Annotated in this window: 22 protein-coding genes and 1 pseudogene; 15 read left to right on the forward strand and 8 right to left on the reverse strand. The window is 58.9% G+C overall.

Features of this window, described 5'->3' with window-relative positions; translation table 11 throughout:
• Positions 1 to 11: 11 nt before the first annotated feature.
• A pseudogene (locus tag ASD50_RS24330) lies at positions 12 to 293 on the forward strand (hypothetical protein); the annotation flags it as partial.
• Here the strand turns inward: ASD50_RS24330 and ASD50_RS15935 are convergent.
• Positions 174 to 716, reverse strand: a complete 543-nt coding sequence (locus ASD50_RS15935; protein ID WP_056243154.1) for a TlpA disulfide reductase family protein — start codon at positions 714 to 716, stop codon at positions 174 to 176. The pseudogene ASD50_RS24330 and the gene ASD50_RS15935 overlap by 120 nt on opposite strands.
• An 11-nt stretch (positions 717 to 727) precedes the next feature.
• Positions 728 to 961 (reverse strand): hexameric tyrosine-coordinated heme protein, encoded by a 234-nt coding sequence (locus ASD50_RS15940; protein ID WP_056243156.1) that lies wholly within the window; start codon positions 959 to 961, stop codon positions 728 to 730.
• A 305-nt stretch (positions 962 to 1,266) separates the two neighbouring features.
• Between ASD50_RS15940 and ASD50_RS15945 the strand changes: the two genes are divergently transcribed.
• From ASD50_RS15945 to ASD50_RS15970, 6 genes are all read left to right on the forward strand, one after another.
• Positions 1,267 to 1,893 carry a LysE family translocator gene (locus tag ASD50_RS15945; RefSeq protein ID WP_056243764.1) on the forward strand — a complete coding sequence of 209 codons (627 nt, stop codon included), beginning with the start codon at positions 1,267 to 1,269 and terminating at the stop codon, positions 1,891 to 1,893.
• On the forward strand, positions 1,890 to 2,549 hold the full coding sequence (locus ASD50_RS15950; protein ID WP_056243158.1) for a hypothetical protein: 660 nt from the start codon (positions 1,890 to 1,892) through the stop codon (positions 2,547 to 2,549). The genes ASD50_RS15945 and ASD50_RS15950 overlap by 4 nt, the downstream gene beginning before the upstream one ends.
• Before the next feature lie 221 nt (positions 2,550 to 2,770).
• Entirely contained in the window at positions 2,771 to 3,274 is a 504-nt protein-coding gene (locus ASD50_RS15955) for a cytochrome b (protein WP_056243160.1), read from the forward strand.
• Between the two features lie 86 nt (positions 3,275 to 3,360).
• Positions 3,361 to 3,921 (forward strand): RNA polymerase sigma factor, encoded by a 561-nt coding sequence (locus ASD50_RS15960; RefSeq protein ID WP_056243767.1) that lies wholly within the window; start codon positions 3,361 to 3,363, stop codon positions 3,919 to 3,921.
• Between the two features lie 2 nt (positions 3,922 to 3,923).
• The gene (locus tag ASD50_RS15965) at positions 3,924 to 5,936 is read left to right on the forward strand and encodes a vWA domain-containing protein (protein ID WP_056243162.1); all 2,013 of its coding nucleotides are present in this window, start codon (positions 3,924 to 3,926) and stop codon (positions 5,934 to 5,936) included.
• Between the two features lie 137 nt (positions 5,937 to 6,073).
• Positions 6,074 to 6,352, forward strand: coding sequence for a hypothetical protein (locus tag ASD50_RS15970; protein WP_056243163.1), 279 nt, complete (start codon positions 6,074 to 6,076; stop codon positions 6,350 to 6,352).
• 5 nt (positions 6,353 to 6,357) lie between these two features.
• Here the strand turns inward: ASD50_RS15970 and bmt are convergent, their stop codons facing one another.
• Both bmt and ASD50_RS15980 read right to left on the reverse strand, forming a co-directional pair.
• Positions 6,358 to 7,374, reverse strand: coding sequence for a betaine--homocysteine S-methyltransferase (gene bmt, locus ASD50_RS15975; protein ID WP_056243770.1), 1,017 nt, complete (start codon positions 7,372 to 7,374; stop codon positions 6,358 to 6,360).
• An 81-nt stretch (positions 7,375 to 7,455) separates the two neighbouring features.
• A complete protein-coding gene (locus ASD50_RS15980) occupies positions 7,456 to 8,304 on the reverse strand; it encodes a helix-turn-helix domain-containing protein (RefSeq protein ID WP_056243165.1) in 849 nt (282 codons plus the stop codon).
• A 224-nt stretch (positions 8,305 to 8,528) separates the two neighbouring features.
• Between ASD50_RS15980 and ASD50_RS15985 the strand changes: the two genes are divergently transcribed.
• Together ASD50_RS15985 and ASD50_RS15990 are read left to right on the forward strand one after the other, a co-directional pair.
• The gene (locus tag ASD50_RS15985; RefSeq protein ID WP_056243167.1) at positions 8,529 to 9,539 is read left to right on the forward strand and encodes a fatty acid desaturase; all 1,011 of its coding nucleotides are present in this window, start codon (positions 8,529 to 8,531) and stop codon (positions 9,537 to 9,539) included.
• Between the two features lie 74 nt (positions 9,540 to 9,613).
• On the forward strand, positions 9,614 to 10,435 hold the full coding sequence (locus ASD50_RS15990) for a phosphate/phosphite/phosphonate ABC transporter substrate-binding protein (protein WP_056243169.1): 822 nt from the start codon (positions 9,614 to 9,616) through the stop codon (positions 10,433 to 10,435).
• Here ASD50_RS15990 and ASD50_RS15995 read toward each other — a convergent pair.
• The 3 genes from ASD50_RS15995 to ASD50_RS16005 form a co-directional block, all read right to left on the reverse strand.
• The gene (locus tag ASD50_RS15995) at positions 10,432 to 11,793 is read right to left on the reverse strand and encodes a M24 family metallopeptidase (RefSeq protein ID WP_056243171.1); all 1,362 of its coding nucleotides are present in this window, start codon (positions 11,791 to 11,793) and stop codon (positions 10,432 to 10,434) included. The two genes, ASD50_RS15990 and ASD50_RS15995, sit on opposite strands and share 4 nt — an antisense overlap.
• A 20-nt stretch (positions 11,794 to 11,813) precedes the next feature.
• Positions 11,814 to 14,384 (reverse strand): GcvT family protein, encoded by a 2,571-nt coding sequence (locus ASD50_RS16000; RefSeq protein ID WP_056243173.1) that lies wholly within the window; start codon positions 14,382 to 14,384, stop codon positions 11,814 to 11,816.
• A 71-nt stretch (positions 14,385 to 14,455) separates the two neighbouring features.
• Positions 14,456 to 16,021, reverse strand: a complete 1,566-nt coding sequence (locus ASD50_RS16005; RefSeq protein ID WP_056243175.1) for a trimethylamine methyltransferase family protein — start codon at positions 16,019 to 16,021, stop codon at positions 14,456 to 14,458.
• A 167-nt stretch (positions 16,022 to 16,188) separates the two neighbouring features.
• Between ASD50_RS16005 and ASD50_RS23640 the strand changes: the two genes are divergently transcribed.
• From ASD50_RS23640 to ASD50_RS16015, 3 genes are all read left to right on the forward strand, one after another.
• Entirely contained in the window at positions 16,189 to 16,314 is a 126-nt protein-coding gene (locus ASD50_RS23640) for a capsid protein (protein ID WP_200952426.1), read from the forward strand.
• Positions 16,315 to 16,368: 54 nt separating this feature from the next.
• Positions 16,369 to 17,748, forward strand: coding sequence for an aspartate aminotransferase family protein (locus ASD50_RS16010; RefSeq protein ID WP_056243177.1), 1,380 nt, complete (start codon positions 16,369 to 16,371; stop codon positions 17,746 to 17,748).
• Between the two features lie 80 nt (positions 17,749 to 17,828).
• The gene (locus tag ASD50_RS16015; protein ID WP_244484554.1) at positions 17,829 to 18,191 is read left to right on the forward strand and encodes a hypothetical protein; all 363 of its coding nucleotides are present in this window, start codon (positions 17,829 to 17,831) and stop codon (positions 18,189 to 18,191) included.
• A 320-nt stretch (positions 18,192 to 18,511) separates the two neighbouring features.
• On the opposite strand, the gene ASD50_RS16020 is transcribed toward ASD50_RS16015, so the two are convergent.
• Complete coding sequence (locus ASD50_RS16020; RefSeq protein WP_082549714.1) at positions 18,512 to 19,030, reverse strand: outer membrane protein assembly factor BamE; 519 nt, start codon at positions 19,028 to 19,030, stop codon at positions 18,512 to 18,514.
• A gap of 121 nt (positions 19,031 to 19,151) precedes the next feature.
• On the opposite strand from ASD50_RS16020, the gene ASD50_RS16025 reads away from it, so the two are divergent.
• From ASD50_RS16025 to plsX, 3 genes are all read left to right on the forward strand, one after another.
• Entirely contained in the window at positions 19,152 to 19,688 is a 537-nt protein-coding gene (locus ASD50_RS16025) for a ubiquinol-cytochrome C chaperone family protein (protein WP_056243183.1), read from the forward strand.
• A gap of 12 nt (positions 19,689 to 19,700) precedes the next feature.
• Positions 19,701 to 20,249 (forward strand): YceD family protein, encoded by a 549-nt coding sequence (locus ASD50_RS16030; protein WP_056243184.1) that lies wholly within the window; start codon positions 19,701 to 19,703, stop codon positions 20,247 to 20,249.
• A gap of 99 nt (positions 20,250 to 20,348) precedes the next feature.
• Positions 20,349 to 21,419 carry a phosphate acyltransferase PlsX gene (gene plsX, locus ASD50_RS16035; protein WP_056243186.1) on the forward strand — a complete coding sequence of 357 codons (1,071 nt, stop codon included), beginning with the start codon at positions 20,349 to 20,351 and terminating at the stop codon, positions 21,417 to 21,419.
• Positions 21,420 to 21,421 lie beyond the last annotated feature (2 nt).

The raw sequence follows: 21,421 nt of genomic DNA on the forward strand, positions 1-21,421 counted from the left end.
ATATTCAGGTGATGGCGGCCTGCAATTGGCAGTTTTCTGCGCTTCCGGTGCTCATGTGCCTTCATGTACACTCCGCTCCGGTTCCCGAAAGCTGCCGTTTCGGCTCGTCCTGCCCCGAACTTCGACGCACATCAGGTGGCCTGTCGGCGCAAGGCAGTGCGCAACTATTCTTGCTACGAACTCGTGCAACCCTCTGCGCCGCAACCGTCTGGCGCATCTGTCGCCGTCGCTTGTTGAGCGGGTGCCGTTTCCGACATCAGCATCCCCAACCGGAAACCCAATGCAATTTCGTCTTCCTGGCCAAAGCCGTGGTGACGAATGTTGCCGGCCTTGTCGATCAGCACGAGCGACGGTGTGCCACGGAAGCCGTAGGCGGCCATTGTTCGCGGAATTGGGCTATTTTCGCTTGGCTGATCGACACCAACCGGAAACGTTATGCGGTATTCATGCAGGAATGCCTCGAGCGACACAGGTGTCATTGCGTCGTGGTGTTCGAACACGGTGTGGAGGCCAATCACAGCGAGGTCTTCCTTGCGGAACATCGCCGCAATGCGTTTTACCTGCGGTATGGCTTGGGTCACGCAACCTGGGCACAGCATCTGAAACGTGTGCAGGAGTACGGGACGGCCGCGAAGGCTTTCCAGTGTGATCGGGGCCGCGCTGTTGAACCAGCGCTCGACCATCAGTTCGGGCGCTTTTACGTCTTTGTTGCTCATGTTGGGTGTGCTTATCGCCAGTAGCCGTTCGCCGCAGCGATTGTCGCAAAATTGACTGCGACCACGTGCGAGGCGGCGATCAGGGCATCCGCATCACGCTCGTAGTCGGGGCGCAATTCGGAACGGACTTCGGCCGAGGGCTGGGTGAACTTCACCGCCATGCGCGAAAGTTTCAGGGCGAGTGCAAAACCGGATTCGGGATTTTCGGTCAAAAGGCTGGGGAGCCATGAAGATGTCGTGTTCATTCTAGTGTCTGCTTGGCTTTCGAAATGCGGATGGCTTGTGCCGACTGTCATGAGAACATCTGTCTCACATTGCCATGATGCTCCTGGGCCTTGGCAAAAGGAATGGCGATATGGGTGCGAGCGTAGATATTCATCTCAGATTGCGTGACCGCGGATTTAATAGCGACTCGATACTATAATAATGGGCGTTTGGCAACGATGAATGTGTCGAGGCCATCGCCATTTCCGTCCTGTTGGTACAGCGGTTCGCGCTTGCTGAAGATGGCCCGGCATGATTTCTTCTCAGGGTTTCAATGGTGCCGGCCATGCAGCCAACAGTCGTTCTCATCAGCGTTTTTGCGATTTTCATTCCTGCTCTCATGTTGCCGGGGCCGGATTTCGTCGGCGTGGTGCGTTCGTCAATGACGCGCGGTACCAAGGCTGGCCTGTTGACGACGGTCGGCGTTTCGATCGGGCTCGGCATTTACGCGACGCTTGGCCTGCTCGGGCTGTCGGCAGTGTTGACAAAATTCGAATGGCTCGCCTGGCTGATCCGCGTCGCTGGTGGCGCGTATCTGGTCTATCTCGGCATCCGGCTGCTGTTTGCGAAACCCGAGGCTGTTGAAATCGATGACCAAGCGAAAAGCGGCAATCCGCTGTTGTTCGGCCTTGGCGTTACGCTGACCAACCCCAAGGCGATCGTATTGTTCGCCAGCGTTTTTGCGACTTCGGTGACGGCGGCGACACCTATCTGGCTGATGGTGACCATGATCGCCCTGGTCGTCGCAAGCTCTCTTGCCTGGTATTCACTGGTCAGCCTGTTCATGTCCTCGGCACCGGTTGTTCGTTCTTTTGGCAGGGCGCGTCATTGGATTGAACGCGCCGCAGGGGCCTGCTTCATTGTGCTCGGCGGGCGCATCCTCGCCGATAGCCGCAACCCGCTGACACCGTGATCGAGGAAGCCCTTGCCGCGCACGGCTTGATCGTACGAGGCTGCTTCAACTTCACTGAAGCGGATGCCGCGCCGGCCTCGATCGCCGGCGAGCCTGCCAAAGCTGTCCTGCTGGTGGGGCAGGCCGGTGCAGCTCCTTGGCCGCATTTCATGCGCTGGCGGCAAGGAAAGCCGGATGATCTGGCAAATCCGCTCGATACCTGGTCGCGCGAGGTGATTGGCGAGGTCGCGGATCGTTTCGGGGTGAGGGCGGTATCGCCTAACGATCGGCCATTCCTGCCGTTCCAGCAATGGGCCATGCGGGCCGAGGGATTGAAGCCGTCACCGCTCGGCATTCTCATGCATCCCGAATACGGCCTATGGCACGCTTATCGTGGCGCACTCCTTTTCGACCGCGAGATCGAAGTTCGAACTCCTGACAAAGTGAATCACCTTTGCGATACATGTGTCGGAAAACCTTGCATGAAATCCTGTCCTGTCGACGCATACTCGCCGACCGGTTTTGCCTACCGGGATTGTCTGGCTCATGTTCGCAGTGTGGTTGGCGAGCCATGCTTGGCCCTAGGTTGTTTTGACCGTAATGCTTGTCCATATGGAACGGCCTATCGGTATCCTAGCGAAGTACAGGCTTTTCACATGGCAGCCTTCGCTCGCTAGCGATCTGCACGAAATCTTGATTGCGCCCGCCCCGCCGGGCATTGCGCCGGCGCCAGCCAGGGTTTTTTGATCGCACATGTTGGGACAAAGGTGATGCATGCGAAAACTGGCAATCAGAACCAGAGATGGAACAGCGAACACATGTCTGGTTCAGTCGAAAATGCGTCGCAATCCTTTGTTGCAAATGAGCCAATAGTGCTCAAGCGGACAAGGATCGGATCATGGTTGCTCGACGGCCTTTGGGATACAGTGCTGCGCATATAGCCCTTCACTGGATCATTGCGGCGCTTGTCATATTCCAGCTTGTGATGGGCGATCTGAACAAACCTGCATATCGGGCGTTCGAACGAGGAACCGTACCGGCGGAAACGGACGTCTTTAGTGCATACATTCATGTCTATGTCGGCATTTCCATCCTGCTTCTGGCATTCGTCCGGTTGTTCCTGCGGTGGCGAAATGGAGCGCCTGCCGCTCCGGCCGGAGAGCGCGCCTTTCAGCGCTGGGCCGCCTCTGCCGCGCACTTCCTGCTTTACGTGGCGATCTTTGCAATGCCGGTATCGGGCATGGTTGCGTGGTTTGGAGGCATTGGAGATGCCGGCGAAATCCACGAACTGGCCAAACCGGTCATCATCATTGTCGTTGCCTTGCACGCTGCCGGGGCGCTCTGGCAGCATTTCATCGCCAGAACCGATGTGCTTCGTCGCATGTTGAAGCCGGTTTTTTAACCTCGAACTGAATTTTTGCGTGGGTTGCCGATTAAATCTTCTACCCACCCAAGGAATTGCCGATCACCGTCGTCTAGAAAGCGATGATGGCGATGATGCTGGATGATGGCGACGCTTCCGATCTGGAGTTGATCGCCCGCGCTAAGGACGGAGACAGGAAGGCTTTCGGCGCGCTTGTCGAAAGGCACTATGATTTTGTCCATCGCATCGCGTGGCGCTGGTGCGGTCGTCGCGACGATGCGGAAGACATCGCCCAGGAGGTATGCATCAGGCTTGGTCGCTCCATCCGCGACTATCGCGGCGAGGGTGCCTTCACCACATGGCTCTACACCATGACGATGAACGCGGCCCGTGACCTTGCCCGCAAAACCGCCCGCGACGTCGCCAGGACCGATGCCTATGGCGTTCATGCATCGATTGCGGGTGATGGGACGGACGATCAAGGCGCGCGACTCGATGAGCTTTGGCTTGCGGTGCGCGAACTGCCTGACAAACAGCGCGATGCGGTACTTCTCGTCTATGGCGAGGGATTGAGCCACGCTGCTGCCGGCGAGGTGATGACAATTTCGGAAGCGACGGTGTCGTGGCACATCCATGAAGCGAAGAAACGGCTAAAAGTGCTGATGCGCTCAGCCGGGGAAGTGTGACCATGGTCAACGAGAGCGAACTCAGCAGGCTGCACGATCTTGCCGCACCTAAGCCGCGCCCCGAGGCAAAGGTAGGGGCGCTGCATGCGGCGATGGCAGCTTTCGACGCGCAAGAAGAAATTGCATCTACGCCCCAAGGATCGGCCTCCGGGCCACGTCTCACCGAACGAGCAAGCAAGCTTTGGAGAGACATCATGCAAAAGAAACTGTTTGCCGCGCCAGCCATTGCCGGTCTCGTGGCTTTGCCGATTGCCGGCTACACAGCGCTTTACCTGCTGCAGGATTCCCCGTTCAGGTTCCGGGCGGAGGAGAGCGTCAGCGATGTTCCCGCGAGCAAGCCCGCGCCGAAACCTGTTGCTCCCGCCGAGATGAGAAAGAAGGCCGATGCGGAAAGCGATACGCTAACGGCAGCGCAGGTTTTGAAGCGGGAAGCGCCGGCCGATCTGAGCGTCATGCAGCAGAACGCTATGGCCCCGGCAGCCGCGCCGTTGGCGGAGAGCGCGGCGGGTGGTGCTGCGCCCGGCGTTGCTGATCTCAGGACGGCGGCGGAGCCAGTTGCGCCTGCCGAGCTCTATCTGCCGCAACCCGAAAACCGCGACCGGCTCGAAACATTCAAGACAAATCCGATCCGCTCCGCAGCAGAAAATCCGGTTTCGACGTTCTCCATAGATGTCGACACCGCATCCTATTCGTTCGTACGCCGGTCGTTGAAGGAGGGACTGCTGCCGCAAGCCGACACCGTGCGTGTCGAGGAGATGGTCAACTACTTCCCATACGACTGGAAGGGGCCGGAAACGGCTGAAACGCCGTTCAATTCGACAGTGACGGTCATGCCCGCGCCGTGGAATGCACAGCACAAGCTCATGCATGTGGCGATCAAGGGCTATGATGTGCAGCCCGTCGCGCAGCCGAAGGCCAATCTGGTGTTCCTGATCGATGTTTCCGGCTCGATGAACGAGCCCGACAAGCTTCCGCTGCTCCAGTCCGCGTTTCGCCTTCTGGTTAACAGGCTCCAGCCTGACGATACCGTTTCCATCGTCACTTACGCCGGCAACGCGGGAACGGTGCTGGAGCCGACCAAGGCATCCGACAAAACCAAAATCCTGGCTGCCATCGATGGGTTGCAGCCGGGCGGATCGACGGCAGGTGAGGCGGGTATCCGTGAAGCCTATCGGCTTGCCCAACAGTCTTTCGTCAAGGACGGCATCAATCGCGTCATGCTCGCTACGGACGGCGATTTCAACGTCGGCCAGACGGATGACGATGATCTGAAACGCCTTGTCGAAGACAAGCGCAAGACTGGCGTTTTCCTGTCGGTGTTCGGCTTTGGACGGGGCAATCTCAACGACCAGATGATGCAGACCATTGCTCAGAACGGCAATGGTACGGCGGCTTACATCGACACGCTGGCGGAAGCTGAAAAGGTGCTGGTGCAGGATGCCTCCTCGACGCTCTTCCCGATCGCCAAGGATGTGAAGATACAGGTCGAGTTCAACCCGCAGAAGGTCGCGGAGTACCGTCTCATTGGCTACGAAACGCGTGCGCTGAACCGGGAGGATTTCAACAATGATCGCGTCGATGCCGGCGATATCGGCTCGGGTCACTCCGTCACCGCAATCTATGAAATCACGCCTAAGGGGGTTACCCAGCAGATCGATCCGCTGCGCTATGGCGAGGCGGCGACCGCCAATGGCGGGGTGGCCAATGCCAATGAATATGCCTTTGTGAAGATCCGCTACAAACTGCCTGACGCGGAGATTTCAAAGCTCATCACGACCCCGGTTACGACTTCGAACGAAGTGGCCTCATTCGATGCTGCCGGTGCTGACCAGCGATTTTCTATCGCCGTAGCTGCCTTCGGCCAGAAACTGCGCAATGAAGATGCGATGGCGGACTTTGGCTATGGCCGCATTCTCGACATGGCTTCGGCGGCTCGCGGGTCCGATCCGTTCGGCTACCGCTCGGAATTCCTTGCGTTGGTCCGGTTGGCAGCGGCTCTGGCGGGCAAACAGTAACAGCTTTTCAATCCGGGCTGGTGGGCAAGTCTTTGTCCGCCAGCTTTTCCCAGTCGTTAAAATGCGCGAGATTTTGGGTACCGCATTGAAATTCAACAATGGTAGAAACTGGTGCTATGCAGCTTTGAGGGCTCAGAATGCGCATCGACGGCAATTCCGGTTGGACACCAGCCTCGGCTAGCCGGGGCTCACCAGTTTCGGAATCGAGATCCGTCGAAACCAGCCGCATCATGAACGATGTCGATACCGCGCGGCGCGTGGCGCTCTCGGCGCTTCATAACGAACGTTTCAGCGCTGCGCTGGAAAAGTTGTCCGATCCACGTTCGTCCGATGCACTGATGCTTATGGCGCGCGACGACGGGGCCAAAATCGACCAAAAATCCGTCATGTCTGCCTACGCAGACAATAGCGAATAAGATTATTAGCCGCGCGAGCGCCGGCGCTCGCGACGACCTTCCGAAGTTTCAGCAACGTTTGCGGTGGCTTGCTTGTTACGAAGTGGGCCGATGCGTTCGACGATGGAGTCCACAGTCGGGCGCCCCGACTTGTGGTGTGTGTCGAGCGCCTGGCGCATAGCGGCCAAGTGCTGGAACGACGTGCCGCAGCAACCCCCGACGATCTTTGCACCGGCGTCGATTGCCAGCCTTACGTAGTCGGCCATAAGTTCCGGCGTGCCGGAGTAGTGGATTTCCGATCCGCGGAATTCGGGAATGCCGCAGTTGCCCTTGACGATGACGGTCGCCTCCGGCTTGGCCTCGGTCATATCGAGCAACGAAGCAAGAATGTCGGAAGCGCCGACGCCGCAATTGGCTCCAACGCCGACCGGCGCTTGTTCAAGCCCATCAGCAACGGCGTGGATATCCTTGGGCAGCAGGCCCATCATGGTGCGGCCAGCGGTGTCGAAAGAACCGGTATAGGTGTAGGGAAGGCCGACCCGGATCGCAGCCTCGGCAGCGGCTCGGATTTCATCCGGCGCGGACATCGTCTCGATCCAAGCGACTTCGGCTCCGCCCGCTTTCAGTCCTTCGATCTGCTCGGCAAAGGCGTCGACTGCGTCTTCATAGGTCATTGTGCCGAGCGGGACGAGCAAATCGCCAGTTGGACCGACCGAGCCGGCCACGATCACTTTGCGGCCTGCCTTGTCGGCTACTGCCTTGGCGATTTCTGCGGCACGTTTGTTGAGTTCATGCACGCGGTCCTGCGCCTTGTGCAGCTTCAGCCGATGGCGCGTGCCTCCGAAGGAATTGGTCAGGATGATGTCGGCCCCTGCATCGACGAAGTTCTGGTGCAGGCTGGTGATGGTGTCGGGCGCGGTTTCATTGAGCAGTTCCGGGGCCTCACCGGCTTGAAGGCCCATCGCAAAGAGATTGGTGCCTGTTGCACCGTCGGCCAGGAGCACGCCCTTTTCTGCAATGAGCGCATCGATCGGATTCGTCATGGGAAGGTTCGCCTTCAATGAGGTCTTGTCGAGATAATGATATAAAGAAATCTTTATGTCGGGTCAATGTCTCGGTTGACTTCAATCATCGAAACGCATCTCCGAAAGCAGCTGCGCAAAGGCTGCTGCCTCATGTGCATTGATCTCGGCGGCACGGATCAGATTGTCGAAATGGCTGGTCAGCGTGCGGATCGGCTGGATGGCATTGAGCACGAGATACATGTCGCCGACATAAATGGCAGCCCGATAAGGGCCGAAGATCGTGTAGGGAATGGAATAGCGCATACGGCCGTCATAAAGGAACAGCCGGAAGGTCGGGTAGAGGTCGTCCAGCAGCGCCGACATATGCAGCAATTGCTCGCGCCTGTCGGCTTCGGCAAAACCGTCCCATACACCGAGACCGCGGGCGAAAATCTCCAGCGTATGTCGCGGCATGCAGACTTCCATGTCGGTCTCAGGCCGCCTGTTGTAGTCAATGCGATATTGCGTTTCGCCGGCCTGTGCACGCCTGCTTTTGTTGGTGATGCCCGCCTCATATTCGACAAGCGCCTCAGTGCGCAAAAGGTCAGGAATGCCTGCGGGTACATAGCGGATTTTGGACCCTGCCGCTTCCGCATGCCATTTCGCCAGCAGCGTGCGGTCGAAACCGCCGGCGGCCTCCTCGATCTCCAGGCTTTCCCGAATTTCGCCCGTTACGCCCTCGTCCTGGCTCAAACCCAGCAACCAGTCGAGTGAAACCTTGAACTCCGCCGCCATGTTGAGCAGCGTCTCCGCACGCGGCAATCGTGTCGATGCGCCGGAAAGCAGTTGGGACAGGGCCGAACGGTCAATGCCCACCGCTGTCGCGAATGCGGATTGGTTCAGGTCCGATCTTGTCAGGAGCAGTTTGAGGCGCTCCCGAAACAGATTTGAGAGATCGCGCTTGTCCATCGAAATCTACCCTGAAAAGGAGGAAAAATTTCTGCCTCAGTGCCCAACACCGGTACATAGGCGTAAATGAATCCTTAAAAGTGTTTACTTTCTACAACTATTGAGGCTTTTTATGCGCAATCGCAACACCTTGTGCGCATTATCGCATTGTGACCACAACAGACTACTGACACTATGCTGTCAGGAATCGCTCGAGATTCCGGCGCCGGGGCGGGGCCAGGGATATGGTGAAAAGAACAGGTAGAGCAGAGCGTTTACCGGCCATTGAGTGGCCTACGGTGTTTCTGGCCTTGTTCTGTTACGGAACGTGGCTGATCGCCGGTCTGCTGATCTGGAACGCATATCCGGTGCTGGCGCTTGCAGTTCTGGCCTTCACCGTGGCGCTGCAATCCTCGCTGGTCCATGAAATCCTGCACGGCCATCCCACTCGAAACGCGCTGGTGAACGAGGCCTTTGTGTTTCTGCCCATCGGCCTGGTCTGGCCGTTCCGGCGGTTCAAGACGCTGCATTTGCGTCATCATGCCGACGAGCGGTTGACCGATCCGTTTGACGATCCGGAAAGCTACTACCAGGCGCTTTGGATGCACGAGGAAATGCCTGCCGCGATGAAGGCATTGCTAAAGGTCAACAACACCATGATCGGGCGTTTCTTTCTCGGCCCTTGGCTGGCTGCGATCGGGTTCTTCATCGATGACGCAAAGCAGGTGCTGGCCGGAGACAAGGCGATCCGTAAGGCTTGGCTCCTGCATGGCGCCGGCCTTGCGATCGTATTGCCGATAATCCAGTTCGGATTCGGTATTCCACTCTGGCTTTATGTCTTGGTGCCCATGTGGATCGGCCAGTCGCTGATTTCGATCCGCACCTTTGCCGAACACCAGTGGTCGGAACACCCCGAAGGCCGCACGGTGATCGTTGAGCGTTCGCCGCTCGCCTTCCTGTTCCTGAACAACAACCTGCACTTTGTTCATCACAAACAGCCGACCGTCGCCTGGTATCGCCTGCCGACACTATTCCAGGCACGTCGCGAGGAATGGCTCGCCGCGAACAAGGGCTACGTCTACCCGAACTATTGGGCGCTGTTGAAAGCCTACGCCTTCAAGGCCAAGGAGCCGGTAGTGCATCCGGTTCTGTGCCGTTCGCCGGAACAGGGCAGGGCTTTCGTGCCGCGCGTGCGGACCCGCAATCTCAACGGTTTCGGTACGGCTCCAGTGCCTGCCGAGCCTCCGAAAGAGTAACAAGGCTCTAACGGAAGCGCTTGCCTGCACGACGTGCTAGACTGGTCTTCTTCATCAATTGGATTTGACGCGGCATGCGCGACCTGATTGCAGCCTTGCCGATGTATGACTGGCCCGAACTCAGGGCCGAAACGGATGGTTTGTGGGCGCATTTAAGGGATGCTTTGCGCGCACGTGGCATAGACGCTCCGGAGCAGCTGTCACGCTGCAACGCCGATTTGTCGCCGGTATCGAGCGGCATCAGAAATTCCATTGGTAAGATCATTGCGCCAGATCCGGCGACGCTGGTGCGGGAGGATTTCGATCTGCCTGTACTGTGGCGGCATCCGGCCCTTCTTGTGGCGCAGACCTGCTGGGGGCCGATGGAATTCGGCCTGGCTGACGATGTGCAAGTGGTTGGGCAATCGAGATACGATGGGATTGAAGGCGGCGAAGGGGAGTTTTACTCAAGCGCTATCGTGATGCGCCGTGGCGTGATCGGGCATGTGCCAGCCCCGACTGGCGGTTGTCCACTCGTTCCGGCCGATGCCTTGCGTGGGAAGCGTTTCGCCTACAACGATGGCGAGTCCATGTCTGGAATCAATGGGCTGAAGCGCGACCTTGAAGCTATGGGCGAAAGCCTGTCGTTGTTCGCAACCTGCGAAGAGAGCGGCGGACACCGCTTCTCGGTCCGCGCAGTCGCTGAGGGCCGTGCAGATGTCGCGGCGATCGATTGTCTCAGCTGGGTACTCGCACAACGCTTCGAATCCGCGGCGGCCGAGCTTGAGGTGGTTGGCTGGACTGCGCGACGCAAGGGCCTGCCCTTCATCACCTCTCTTTCGACGCCGCCCGGCGCTGTCGCAGCGCTCAAGGAGGTTTTGTCAAAACAACTACCTGCGGTGATCAACCTCGGCTAGCCGGCCAGAAGCGCCTGTTCCAGAGGGTAGGTCGAGAGTTGTTCGTTGCCAGTCTCGGTGATCAGCACCTGTTCCTCGATCTTGACGCCCTCGCGGCCTCCCAGCCGGCCGATATAGCTCTCGACGCAAAGCACCATGCCGGGCTCCAGCACGCCGTCCGGCGTATCGTCGGTCCAGTCCGCGGCGTGCGGCAGCGTTGGATATTCATCAGCGAGACCGACGCCATGATAGAGGACGCCGTAGCGGGTCGGGAAGCAATCGGCTGGTGGCACTTTGGAGCGCACGGAAAGATCGCGAAACGAGATGCTGGGTTGCATGAGGTCGAGATTGTAGGCGATCTGTTCAGCCGCGATGCGGTAGAGATCGCGCTGCTCGTTCGTTGGTCGCCTGTCGCCGCAGAGCCAGGTGCGCGAAAGGTCGGCACAGAAGCCATATGGTCCAATGAGATCGGTATCGAAGGCGACGAGATCGCCATCCTCGATCACGCGCGAGGAGCATTCCTGAAACCACGGATTGGTGCGCGGGCCGGATGACAAAAGCCGGGTTTCAATCCATTCGCCGCCGCGTGCGATGTTGCCACGGTGCAGTTCCGCCCAAAGCTCGTTTTCGGAAATACCAGGCTTCAGTGCCGTGTGCATTTCTTTCATGGCCGCTTCGCAGGCGACAATGGCGCGGCGCATGGCCAGCAATTCATCCGGCGATTTGATAAGGCGGGCATTTTCCATCACTGCCTCGCCGCTATGCACGTCAATCTCCAGCCGCTCGAGCTCCGCAAGCCCTTCCGGATTGATATGGTCGATGGCGATGCGACGATTGCCGCCGCCATGTTCGCGCACAAGATCGACGATACCTGATGCCCAGCGACGAACCTTCTTGTCGGTGAGCTCGCCGCTATAGAGATACATCCATGAAACGGCTGGGCGAACCTCGTCGACCACGCCGGAATGGTCGGACAAGTGTTCGCACGAGAAATAGTCGAACAGGACCACCGGTCCCTCGGTGGCGACAAAGCAGTGGCGTGTCGGATTGTGCGCCACCCACAACTGCATGTTGGTGGAGTCAGTGGCGTAGCGGATGTTGACCGGGTCATAGAGCAGGACGCCGGCGAGATCGCGCTTGCGCAGTTCAGCCCGGATGCGATCAAGACGGTAGCGGCGCATCATCGGCAAATCCGGAGCAGCAATGCCTGACGCTGCCCATTCGGATTGCGCCAGTGCACCATAGCCGAGGACATGCTGGTTCAGCCCAGCCGCCTTCTCGCGGGATTGACGGCGAAGCGCCTCCAGATCGTCCGCCGAGCCGGGCTCGAACGGCAAGATCTTTCGGTGGCGGCCAAAATTGCCTTTAGGCGTGTCCATCACAGCACCAGCCCCGGTGCTCAGTTGCGCATTTTCTCGCCACTTGGATCGAACAGAGGTTCGACGTTGATGTGCGCTGGGCGTCGGTGCCCAAGGATTTCGATCTCGAACAACCCTTTGCTCTCGTTTTCGGCAAGCGCCGCCGGCACGTAGCCCTGCGCCATCGACTTGCCGACATAGTGAGCGTAGCCGCCAGAGGTGACCCAGCCGACCACGCGCCATTCACCGTCGACGATGCCCCGAATAGCCGATGCACCTTTGGCAGCCGTTGATCCGCGAACTTCCTTGCCAGCGTCATCGAAACGCGGCGCGCCGTAGCCGTGCGGTTTTTCCACCGTGCCGAAATCGGCCGAAACCTTGGCCCAAATCGGCTCGTCGCCCATCACGTCGGCATCGCCGGCATCGACAATGAAGGAGGCGCGCCGCAGCTTCGGGCTTGCCTGATGTTCTTTTGCCGCTGCCTCGCGGCCGATGAAATCGTTCTTCTCAAGCTTGATGAAGCGGTCCATGCCGCCTTCGAACGGTCCGTAAATCGGCCTGAGCTCGCGGAACCAGGTGGGGAAGTTCTTCTCCAGACGCATGGAAAGCAGCGCGCGCATGCCGAAATCGACAATGCCGAATTCTTCACCAGCTTCCTTGATCGCTTTGTAGACCAAGCGTTGATAGGCCGGTTGCATCCAGATTTCGTAGCCAAGATCGCCCGTATAGGTGATGCGATTGACCATGCAAGGCGCGCCGTCCACTGCCATTTCACGGAAATCCATGAAACGGAAAGCCTTGGACGACACGTCGATGTCCGCCAGTTTCTGCAACAATTCCTGCGATTTGGGACCTGCAATGGAGAGTCCCACCAATGTCTGGTCGAAACGATGGATGCGGACGCTGCCGTCCTTTGGCAAATGCTTGCCGAACCAGCGCATGTGGTATCTGGCCGCCGCGGACGAGCCCCAGATCATGAAGCGTTCTTCGCCGGCCTTGGCGATGGTGAAGTCGCCGATCAACTTGCCTAATTCGTTCAGCATCGGCGTCAGCACGATGCGGCCGGTTTTCGGCATGCGATTGGTCATCAGGCGATTGAGGAAGTCTTCGGCGCTCGTACCGCTCACTTCGTACTTGGCAAAGTTGGCGATTTCGGTCACGCCGACACGCTCGCGTGTTGCCCGCACCTCTTTGCCGATATGCTCGAAATCGTTGGAACGATGGAAAGACACGATGTCCTTGGGTTCGGTGCCTTTGGGTGCAAACCACAATGGGGTTTCCAAGCCCCAACTATCGCCCATCACGGCGTTGTTGGCGACCATTGTGTCGTAGAGCGGTGTTGTCTGTGCTGGTCGCGCGGCTGGCAGTTCTTCATTGGGGAAGCGGATGGAGAAGCGACGGGAGTAATTCTCGCGCACCTTGGCGTTGGTGTAGCGCAACGTTGCCCATTCGCCGAAGCGCGCGACATCCATGCCCCACACGTCGAAGCCGGGATCGCCGTTCACCATCCAGTTGGAGAGCGCCAGGCCAACGCCGCCGCCTTGGCTGAAACCTGCCATCACTGCGCAGGCGCACCAGAAATTGGTAAGGCCGGGCACCGGTCCGACGAGCGGGTTGCCGTCTGGTGCGAAGGTGAAGGGTCCGTTGATGATCTGCTTGATGCCGGCCTTTTCAATGCCGGGGAAATGCTTGAAGCCCACTTCCAATGAGGGCGCTATGCGATCGATGTCGGGCTGAAGCAACTCATGCCCGAAATCCCAAGGCGTGTTGACCGGCGACCACGGCTTGCATGCCTTCTCATAGGTGCCGAGCAGCACCCCATTGCGCTCCTGGCGCGTGTAGATTTCGCCTTTGAAGTCGAGAACGCCGACCATTTCGCGCCCGGTTGCCTTGTTGAACGCCTCCACTTCGGGCATCGGTTCGGTGAGAAGGTACATGTGTTCCATGGCCAAGAGCGGCAGTTCGATGCCTACCATGCGGCCAACTTCGCGCGCCCAAAGGCCGCCGCAGTTCACGACATGCTCGGCCTTCACCGTGCCCTGTTCGGTCACCACGTTCCAGGTGCCGTCGGGTTCCTGCGTCAACTCCGTGACGCGGTTGCGCAAGACGATCTCTGCGCCCAGTTTCTTGGCGGCCTTGGAATAGGCGATGGTGGTGCCGGAAGGGTCGAGATGGCCCTCCACCGGGTCCCACATTGCACCGACGAAGTTCGTTTCGTCCATCAGCGGGAACATTGCCTTGGCTTCAGACGGCGTAATCAGTTCGGTGTCCATGCCCAGATAGCGGCCCTTGGCATGGGCCAAGCGCAGGAAGTCCATGCGCTCCGGCGTGTCGGCCATCATCACGCCGCCGGTCAGGTGCAGCGAACAGGATTGGCCGGAAAGCTCCTCGATCTCCTTATAGAGCTGCACCGTATAGGCTTGCAGCTTGGCGACGTTAGGATCGCCGTTCAGCGTATGGAATCCGCCCGCTGCGTGCCACGACGATCCGGAGGTCAACTCAGAGCGCTCGATCAGCATAATGTCTGTCCAGCCGGCTTTGGCCAGATGGTAGAGAACCGAGCAGCCGACGACGCCGCCGCCAATGACAACCGCTTTTGCGTGAGATTTCATGTGGAAGGATCCGAATACTTTGAAATTGAGTAAGGAGAGACGTGGCTCGGGGGTATATCCGACCCGGAATTCTAGAAATCCGTAGGCGCGCCGCCCTCAGCCTTGCGCTTGGCGACGAAGGCATCAAGTTCCTCGCGAATTGCGGGGTCCATATACGGCTCTTCGTAGCTGGCCAGACGTTGCTTCCAAAGACGGTTTGCCCGGTCGATGGCCGTTGGCCGGCCTGCTTCGGCCCATGTTTCGTAGTTGCGCCAGTCGGAAATAATCGGCGAGTAGAAGGCTGTCTTGTAGCGCTCCTGCGTATGCGGTGTACCAAAGAAGTGCCCGCCGGGGCCAACCGCGCGGATGGCATCGACGCCAAGCGCATCTTCCGACAAATCGAGCGGGGTGAGAAATTCAGCGACCATCTGCAAAAGATCGATGTCCAGCATGGTCTTTTCGTAGGAACAGCTAAGGCCGCCCTCCAGCCAGCCGGCTGCGTGCTTGATGAAGTTGCCGCCGCTCTGGATGCAGCCCCATAGGGAAAACACGCTTTCATAGGCTGCTTGTGCATCGACGGTATTCGCCGCGCAGACATTGGAAGTACGGTAGGGAATGTTGTAGCGGCGCGCGAGTTGCCCGCCCACAAGCTGCGCCTTCATATATTCCGGCGTGCCGAAGGCCGGCGCGCCTGACTTCATATCGACATTCGACGTGAAGCCGCCGTAACCGACAGGCGCTCCTTTTCTTACCATCTGGCTGAAGGCGATTGCCGCAAGCGCCTCGGCATTTTGCTGTACCAGCGCGCCTGCAACTGTGACCGGCGCCATCGCGCCCGCCAGCGTGAACGGCGTTACGACAACAAGTTGGCCGTGCGACGACATCTGGATGATGCCTTCCATCATGGGAATGTCGAGCTTCAGAGGCGAATTCGTGTTGATGATGGTGAGCACGGATGGCTCCTGGACGAACTGTTCCATCGATACGCCGCGAGCGATGCGTGCGATTTCCATGCCATCCACGTTGCGTTCCTTGCCCAGCGAATAGCAGTGGAACACCTTGTCAGTGAGGGTCGCGAAATCGCGCAGGCATTCGAGGTGACGGATGGAAGGATGGATATCCACCGGTTCCACCGGGTAGCCGCCGGTCACATGCAAGATGTTGTGCATCTGGCCGAGCTTCACCAAGTTGCGGAAGTCCTGGTGATTACCAGGGCGGCGCCCACGATCGAGGTCTGAACAGTTCGGCGCGGATGCCATCTGGGCAAAGATCAGGTTGTTGCCGCCGAATTGCACATTGTGCTCGGGGTTGCGCGCATGCAGCGTGACCTCGGAGGGCACAGACGCAATGAATTCCAAAATCATGTCGGGGTCGAAGCGTACGCGCTGCGAGCCTTCGCTCACCTCTGCGCCGTTTTTCTTCATGATTTCACGCGCTTCGTCGTGCAGCACCTCCACGCCGATCTCCTCCAAGACACGAAGAGATGCGAGGTGAATCGACTCCAACTCGTCATCGGAGATCAGTTTGGTCGGCGGGAAAGGGATTTTGAGCTGGCGAAAGGGCTGCTGCTCGAAGCTTGCCGCCCCGCTGGCTCGTTTGCCTGCTCGGCCGCCTCGTCTTGCAGTTGCCGGTTCGGCAGGATGTAGCGCGGCAGTCATGGCAGTCCTCATTGCATAAGCGATTGGGTCCATAATGGACCGGCTGTTGGATGGTTATTGCGGAGGCGGCGACTACTAGGGCGAACAAAGCGACATGGCTTTTGGCCCGCCTTGCGACTTTCTCACCGTGCTTGAATGCATCGGCACCTCTCGGCTACACTGGCTGCATGAGTGTGGTCAGCATCCAGCCGGGCAAGCTCCTGATCGCCGCGACGCCCTCGTTGCGTACGCGTCATGCCGAGCTTTTGCGCCTGTGCGCCCGCATCGGCTACTCGCCGCCTTTCGAACTCTGACGATCCGCCCCGGCACAAGGCTGCCGGAACGATTTGAAGAGGAAAGGCCACGAAATGACCTATCAAAATTATTCGCTGAAACAGCTTCAGCAGATCGATGCACTGTATCACCTGCATCCGTTCACCGACCATAAGGAACTCAGGGCTGTGGGTTCGCGCATCATCACGCATGCCGAAGGCCCGTACATCTACGATTCTGAAGGCGCTGAAATCCTAGACGGCATGGCCGGCCTGTGGTGCGTAAACGTCGGCTATGGCCGTGAGGAGCTTGCGGAAGCCGCCTACAAGCAGATGAAGGAACTGCCCTACTACAATTCGTTCTTCAAATGCTCGACGCCGACGCCGGTCCTACTTGCGAAGAGACTTGCAGAAATCGCACCGAAGAACGTCAACCAGGTGTTCTTCGGTTCGTCCGGCTCGGAAGCCAACGACACAGCGTTGCGGCTGGTTCGCTACTACTGGACGCTTGAAGGCAAGCCTGAGAAGAACCGCATCATCTCGCGCAAGAACGCCTATCACGGCTCGACTGTTGCCGGCACCTCGCTTGGCGGCATGGATGCGATGCACAAGCAGCTCGGTGGTGCGGTGCCGAACATCGTCCACGTGATGATGCCTTATGCCTATGAACTGGCGCTGCCGGGCGAAAGCGACCACGATTTCGGCCTGCGCGCAGCCAAGGCAGTCGAGGACGCAATCCTCGAGGCGGGAACTGAGAATGTCGCGGCCTTTATCGGCGAGCCGATCATGGGGGCAGGGGGCGTCAAGATCCCGCCGATGAGCTATTGGCCGGAAGTCCAGCGCATATGCCGCAAATACGACGTGCTCTTGATGCTGGATGAGGTGATTACTGGTTATGGCCGCACGGGCGAGTGGTTTGCAGCCCAGTCATTTGGCATCGAGCCGGACACCATAACCACCGCCAAGGCGCTGACGTCCGGCTATCAGCCGCTGTCAGCGTTGCTGGTCGGCGACCGAATCGCGGCCACATTGGTCGAAAAGGGTGGCGAGTTCGCCCACGGCTACACCTATGCCGGACATCCCGTTGCCTGTGCCGTGGCGTTGGCCAACCTGGACATCATCGAGAAGGAGGGGCTGGTCGAGCGTGTGAAAACCGATACCGGTCCTTATTTCGCAAAGGCGCTGCAGGAGCGCATTGCCGGGCATCCGTTGGTGGGTGAGGTCCGTTCGTTCGGCCTCATGGGCGCGATCGAGATCGTAAAGAACAAGGCGACCAAGGAACGCTTTGCACCGGCCGGCAGCGCTGCAGTCGTGGTGCGTGATCATGCCATAGCCAATGGCATGATGTTGCGCGCTACCGGCGACTCGATGATCCTTTCCCCGCCGCTGATCTGGACGCGTGCGACGATCGACTCGGCCTGTGACCGTATCGCCAAGGCGCTCGATCTTGCGGCAAAAGATTTGCACAAGACCTGATACCGTGCTTGCGTTGCGGCTGGTTGGAACGAACAGTCGGCCGCGACGTTGTTTGCCGCTTGGTCCAGCGAGGAATGTCCATGATTAAGGCAATAGCCAGCACCACGCGACTTCCGGGCGGTGCGCAGAATTTCATGCTCGCTCCTTGGGTTGTGGCGTGGCGCTTGCCGATCATGGCCGCCGAAATCCAGCAGGAGACGGCTTGGAGCGGCGAGACCATGCGCGCAGCTTCCGAAAAAGTGGCTGCGGCATTCGAAGGTGCGCTGGCGGCACAGCTTTCCTTGTTCGGTTCAACGCTCACTTTCTGGCCGCAGGTGCTTGCAGGTCGCTCACCGTCGGCAGTTACGCAGGTTGCGTTCAAGCACGCTACAGAGGCCGCCATTCGTCCGGCGAGCCGTCGGGTCAAGGCAAATTTCCGGCGCCTGTCACGTCGCTCGCCCTGAGTACAACCCTATAACGCAAAAACCGCGCTCCTTTGGGAACGCGGTTCTGCCAGATACGCATGGCGTTTCGCTACAAAGCACTTGCGAAACGTACTAATCTTGCGGGCTCCAGTACGCGAGACCTGATCCGGAGCGCCGGGCGGATATCCGCCTCACGACCGGTTCTACAGGCACATCGTTACCGCGCGGTTATCGAGAGCTTAAGCAAACCTAAATTTGCGGTGTTTTTCGTAGCTTAGCAGAAATATGTGCCGGGCCTTCAAACGACGAACGGCTCGCCGTACCGGCGAGCCGTCTTGCAGCTGATGGTTTGGATCGGGTTAGCCGCCGAGGAGATTCCCGACCGAACCAGGGGACATCTTGCCGGCGCCGCTGATGATTTGCGCCAGGAAGTTCTGGTCCTTGCCGCCTGTCGGCGTGGTGCGAGAAATGAAGTCGAACACCTTGCCATCCTTGAGGCCGTAATTGGCAATATTGCTGACGCGGCCGTCTTCGCCGAAATAGACGGCGAGAACGCGCTGGTCGACCAGCTTCGGCTTGGCGAAGGCGACGGCGCGCTCGCGGGTCTGGGAAATGTAATAGAAGACTTCGTTGTCGAAGGTCGCCGTTGTCGAGGGCGTGCCGAGCGCAAGCAGCACTTGCTCGCGGCTGGACCCGACCGGTACCAGATCAAGCGACTGCTGGTCGACGACGTAGCCCTGGTGCAACGTGTCTCGCGGATTCAGATCGCCGACCATCTTCGATGTGTTGCAGGCGGACAAGGCCGTGGCCGCCACCAGAAGAGAGGCGAACTGGGCGGGGCGCAATAAAAACGCCGACTTGAATTTCTGCACGCGCAACGACAACTCCATCCAATCAGCCTTGCACGCCGCTTGCGCGGAGTGGCAAAACCGGTAAACCAGCTTTGCCGCCGATGCAACACGGCGTCCTAACAAACAAGGTCTCGGGAGACCGCCTCCGATGTTCCAGCGCCTGTTCGGCCGCGAACGCCAAGCCAACCGCGCAATCACCGAGGCGCTGTACGGTCAAATCGTGGCAGCCGCGCGGCAGCCGCTGTTCTATTCGCACTGGAATGTGCCGGATACGCCGCTGGGGCGGTTCGAGATGCTTTCGCTTCACATGTTCCTGTTTCAACATCGGGTGCATGGCGAACAGGGCGTTTCAGCTTCTATCGCCCAGGTGCTGATCGATGAATTCTTTCTCGACGTAGATCACTCGCTGCGGGAGTTGGGAATCAGCGATGTCGGCGTTCCCAAGCGGATGAAGAAGCTTGCAAAGATGTATTATGGCCGCACCGCAGCCTATGCCGACGCACTCGAGCGCTCCGATGAGGCCGGATTGATTGCCGCACTCAAGCGCAATATCACGCCGGATGCTCAGGATTGGCCGGAGGCGACGCTTCTGGCCGCCTATATAATGAGTGCGGTGGATCATCTTGCCTCGCAATCGTCCGATTCCATTTGCAGTGGCGACCTGACTTTTCCGGTAGCTGCCTGAAAGAACGTTGCGATGAAGCCTGAAGATCCAAAAAGCCCAGTCTCTTTCGAAGTGCATGTCGCCCGGTTGCCCAAAGACGGGCTTCCGATGGTGTTTGAGGCCGACGAAAAGCAGCGCGAGGCCCTCGCCAAAGCACATGGGGTGAGTTCTGTCGACGCCTACAAAGCGGATTTGCTGGTGACCGCGTGGAAACGCCATGGGATCAAGATAACGGGAATAGTTGAAGCGAACATCACGCAGGAATGCGTCGTATCGCTGGAGCCGATCGAAACTCATATTGAAGAGCAAGTCGAAGGGCTGTTCCTTCCGGCTGATTCGAAACTCGGGCGGCTCGGCTTTGATGCTGGCGGAGAGATTGTCATAGACGCCGATGGCGCAGACAGCCCGGAACTGTTTTCAGGCGATATGATCGACGCCGGAGAGCTTGCGGAACAGTTCTTTGGCCTTGCTATCGATCCTTATCCGCGTAAACCCGGCGTTACGCTCGATACATCGGGTGACAAGACGGTCGAAGAAACCGAATTCCAGAAGAAGCTGCGTGAAGCCCTTGGAAAATCCTGAAACGACCACTTGGGACGAATGTCGGTTGTGCGCCGGGCCAAAAACGCTATTTTCGCCGAAATTCTGTGCGGCCAAGATGAATCGTGAGCTAGTCACCGCGTGATCACAATTTCTATCGATGCCATGGGCGGCGACCACGGTGCGAGCGTGGTTATCCCCGCACTCATGACGGTCGCGACGCGGCGCACGGATATCCGTTTCATCATCTATGGCGATGAGGCAATCGTACGTCCGGAACTGGACAAATTTCCCAAACTCGCTGCCGTCAGCGAATTCGTTCATTGCGAAGTTGCGGTCAAGATGGATGACAAGCCTAGCCAGGCCTTGCGGCATGGCCGCTGGAAGTCGTCGATGTGGAAGGCCATTGAGGCGGTCAAGACCGGCTCGGCGGACGCCTGCATATCGGCGGGCAATACCGGTGCGCTGATGGCGATGGCGAAATTCTGCCTGCGCACCATGGCGACCATCGACCGGCCCGCTATCGCGGCCATCTGGCCGAATCTGCGCGGCGAGAGCGTCGTTCTCGATGTCGGCGCCACCATTGGCGCGGATGCGCATCAATTGATCGATTTTGCCATCCTGGGTACCGGCATGGCGCGCTCGATTTTTGGTATCACCCGGCCGACGGTTGGCCTGCTCAACGTCGGCGTCGAGGAAATCAAGGGTCAGGAAGAGGTCAAGGAGGCTGGGCGCATGCTGCGCGAAGCCGACATGGCATCCATGGACTATCGCGGCTTTGTCGAGGGCGACGACATCGGCAAAGGAACTGTCGACGTCGTGGTGACGGAGGGTTTCTCAGGCAATATCGCGCTCAAGACAGCGGAGGGGACGGCCCGCCAGATTGCCGGCTACCTTCGAGCCGCCATGAGCCGCACGCTGATGGCCCGCATTGGGTATTTCTTTGCCAAGGGCGCGTTCGATCTGCTGCGCGAGAAGATGGACGTAAGCCGATCCAATGGCGGAGTCTTTCTCGGCCTGAACGGCATTGTGGTGAAAAGTCACGGCGGTGCCGACTCGCCGGGATTTGCAGCGGCGGTCGAGCTTGGTTATGACATGGTCCGCAACCGGCTTCTGGACCGGATCGAGGCCGACCTCGACCTGTTCCATGCGCGCAACCCGCACAAGCCGGCAACAAGAAGATCGGTCGTCGAAACCGGCGAAGAAGGATAGGT

Source organism: Mesorhizobium sp. Root552, from assembly GCF_001427285.1.
Lineage (GTDB): Bacteria > Pseudomonadota > Alphaproteobacteria > Rhizobiales > Rhizobiaceae > Mesorhizobium.

Excerpts from the sequence above, each read along its gene's own strand:
- ASD50_RS15935 (WP_056243154.1), bottom strand. The coding sequence starts at position 716 with ATGAGCAACAAAGACGTAAAAGCGCCCGAACTGATGGTCGAGCGCTGG.
- ASD50_RS15940 (WP_056243156.1), bottom strand. The coding sequence starts at position 961 with ATGAACACGACATCTTCATGGCTCCCCAGCCTTTTGACCGAAAATCCC.
- ASD50_RS15945 (WP_056243764.1), top strand. The coding sequence starts at position 1,267 with ATGCAGCCAACAGTCGTTCTCATCAGCGTTTTTGCGATTTTCATTCCT.
- ASD50_RS15955 (WP_056243160.1), top strand. The coding sequence starts at position 2,771 with ATGGTTGCTCGACGGCCTTTGGGATACAGTGCTGCGCATATAGCCCTT.
- ASD50_RS15960 (WP_056243767.1), top strand. The coding sequence starts at position 3,361 with ATGGCGATGATGCTGGATGATGGCGACGCTTCCGATCTGGAGTTGATC.
- ASD50_RS15965 (WP_056243162.1), top strand. The coding sequence starts at position 3,924 with ATGGTCAACGAGAGCGAACTCAGCAGGCTGCACGATCTTGCCGCACCT.
- ASD50_RS15970 (WP_056243163.1), top strand. The coding sequence starts at position 6,074 with ATGCGCATCGACGGCAATTCCGGTTGGACACCAGCCTCGGCTAGCCGG.
- bmt (WP_056243770.1), bottom strand. The coding sequence starts at position 7,374 with ATGACGAATCCGATCGATGCGCTCATTGCAGAAAAGGGCGTGCTCCTG.
- ASD50_RS15980 (WP_056243165.1), bottom strand. The coding sequence starts at position 8,304 with ATGGACAAGCGCGATCTCTCAAATCTGTTTCGGGAGCGCCTCAAACTG.
- ASD50_RS15985 (WP_056243167.1), top strand. The coding sequence starts at position 8,529 with ATGGTGAAAAGAACAGGTAGAGCAGAGCGTTTACCGGCCATTGAGTGG.
- ASD50_RS15990 (WP_056243169.1), top strand. The coding sequence starts at position 9,614 with ATGCGCGACCTGATTGCAGCCTTGCCGATGTATGACTGGCCCGAACTC.
- ASD50_RS15995 (WP_056243171.1), bottom strand. The coding sequence starts at position 11,793 with ATGGACACGCCTAAAGGCAATTTTGGCCGCCACCGAAAGATCTTGCCG.
- ASD50_RS16000 (WP_056243173.1), bottom strand. The coding sequence starts at position 14,384 with ATGAAATCTCACGCAAAAGCGGTTGTCATTGGCGGCGGCGTCGTCGGC.
- ASD50_RS16005 (WP_056243175.1), bottom strand. The coding sequence starts at position 16,021 with ATGACTGCCGCGCTACATCCTGCCGAACCGGCAACTGCAAGACGAGGC.
- ASD50_RS23640 (WP_200952426.1), top strand. The coding sequence starts at position 16,189 with ATGAGTGTGGTCAGCATCCAGCCGGGCAAGCTCCTGATCGCCGCGACG.
- ASD50_RS16010 (WP_056243177.1), top strand. The coding sequence starts at position 16,369 with ATGACCTATCAAAATTATTCGCTGAAACAGCTTCAGCAGATCGATGCA.
- ASD50_RS16015 (WP_244484554.1), top strand. The coding sequence starts at position 17,829 with ATGATTAAGGCAATAGCCAGCACCACGCGACTTCCGGGCGGTGCGCAG.
- ASD50_RS16025 (WP_056243183.1), top strand. The coding sequence starts at position 19,152 with ATGTTCCAGCGCCTGTTCGGCCGCGAACGCCAAGCCAACCGCGCAATC.
- ASD50_RS16030 (WP_056243184.1), top strand. The coding sequence starts at position 19,701 with ATGAAGCCTGAAGATCCAAAAAGCCCAGTCTCTTTCGAAGTGCATGTC.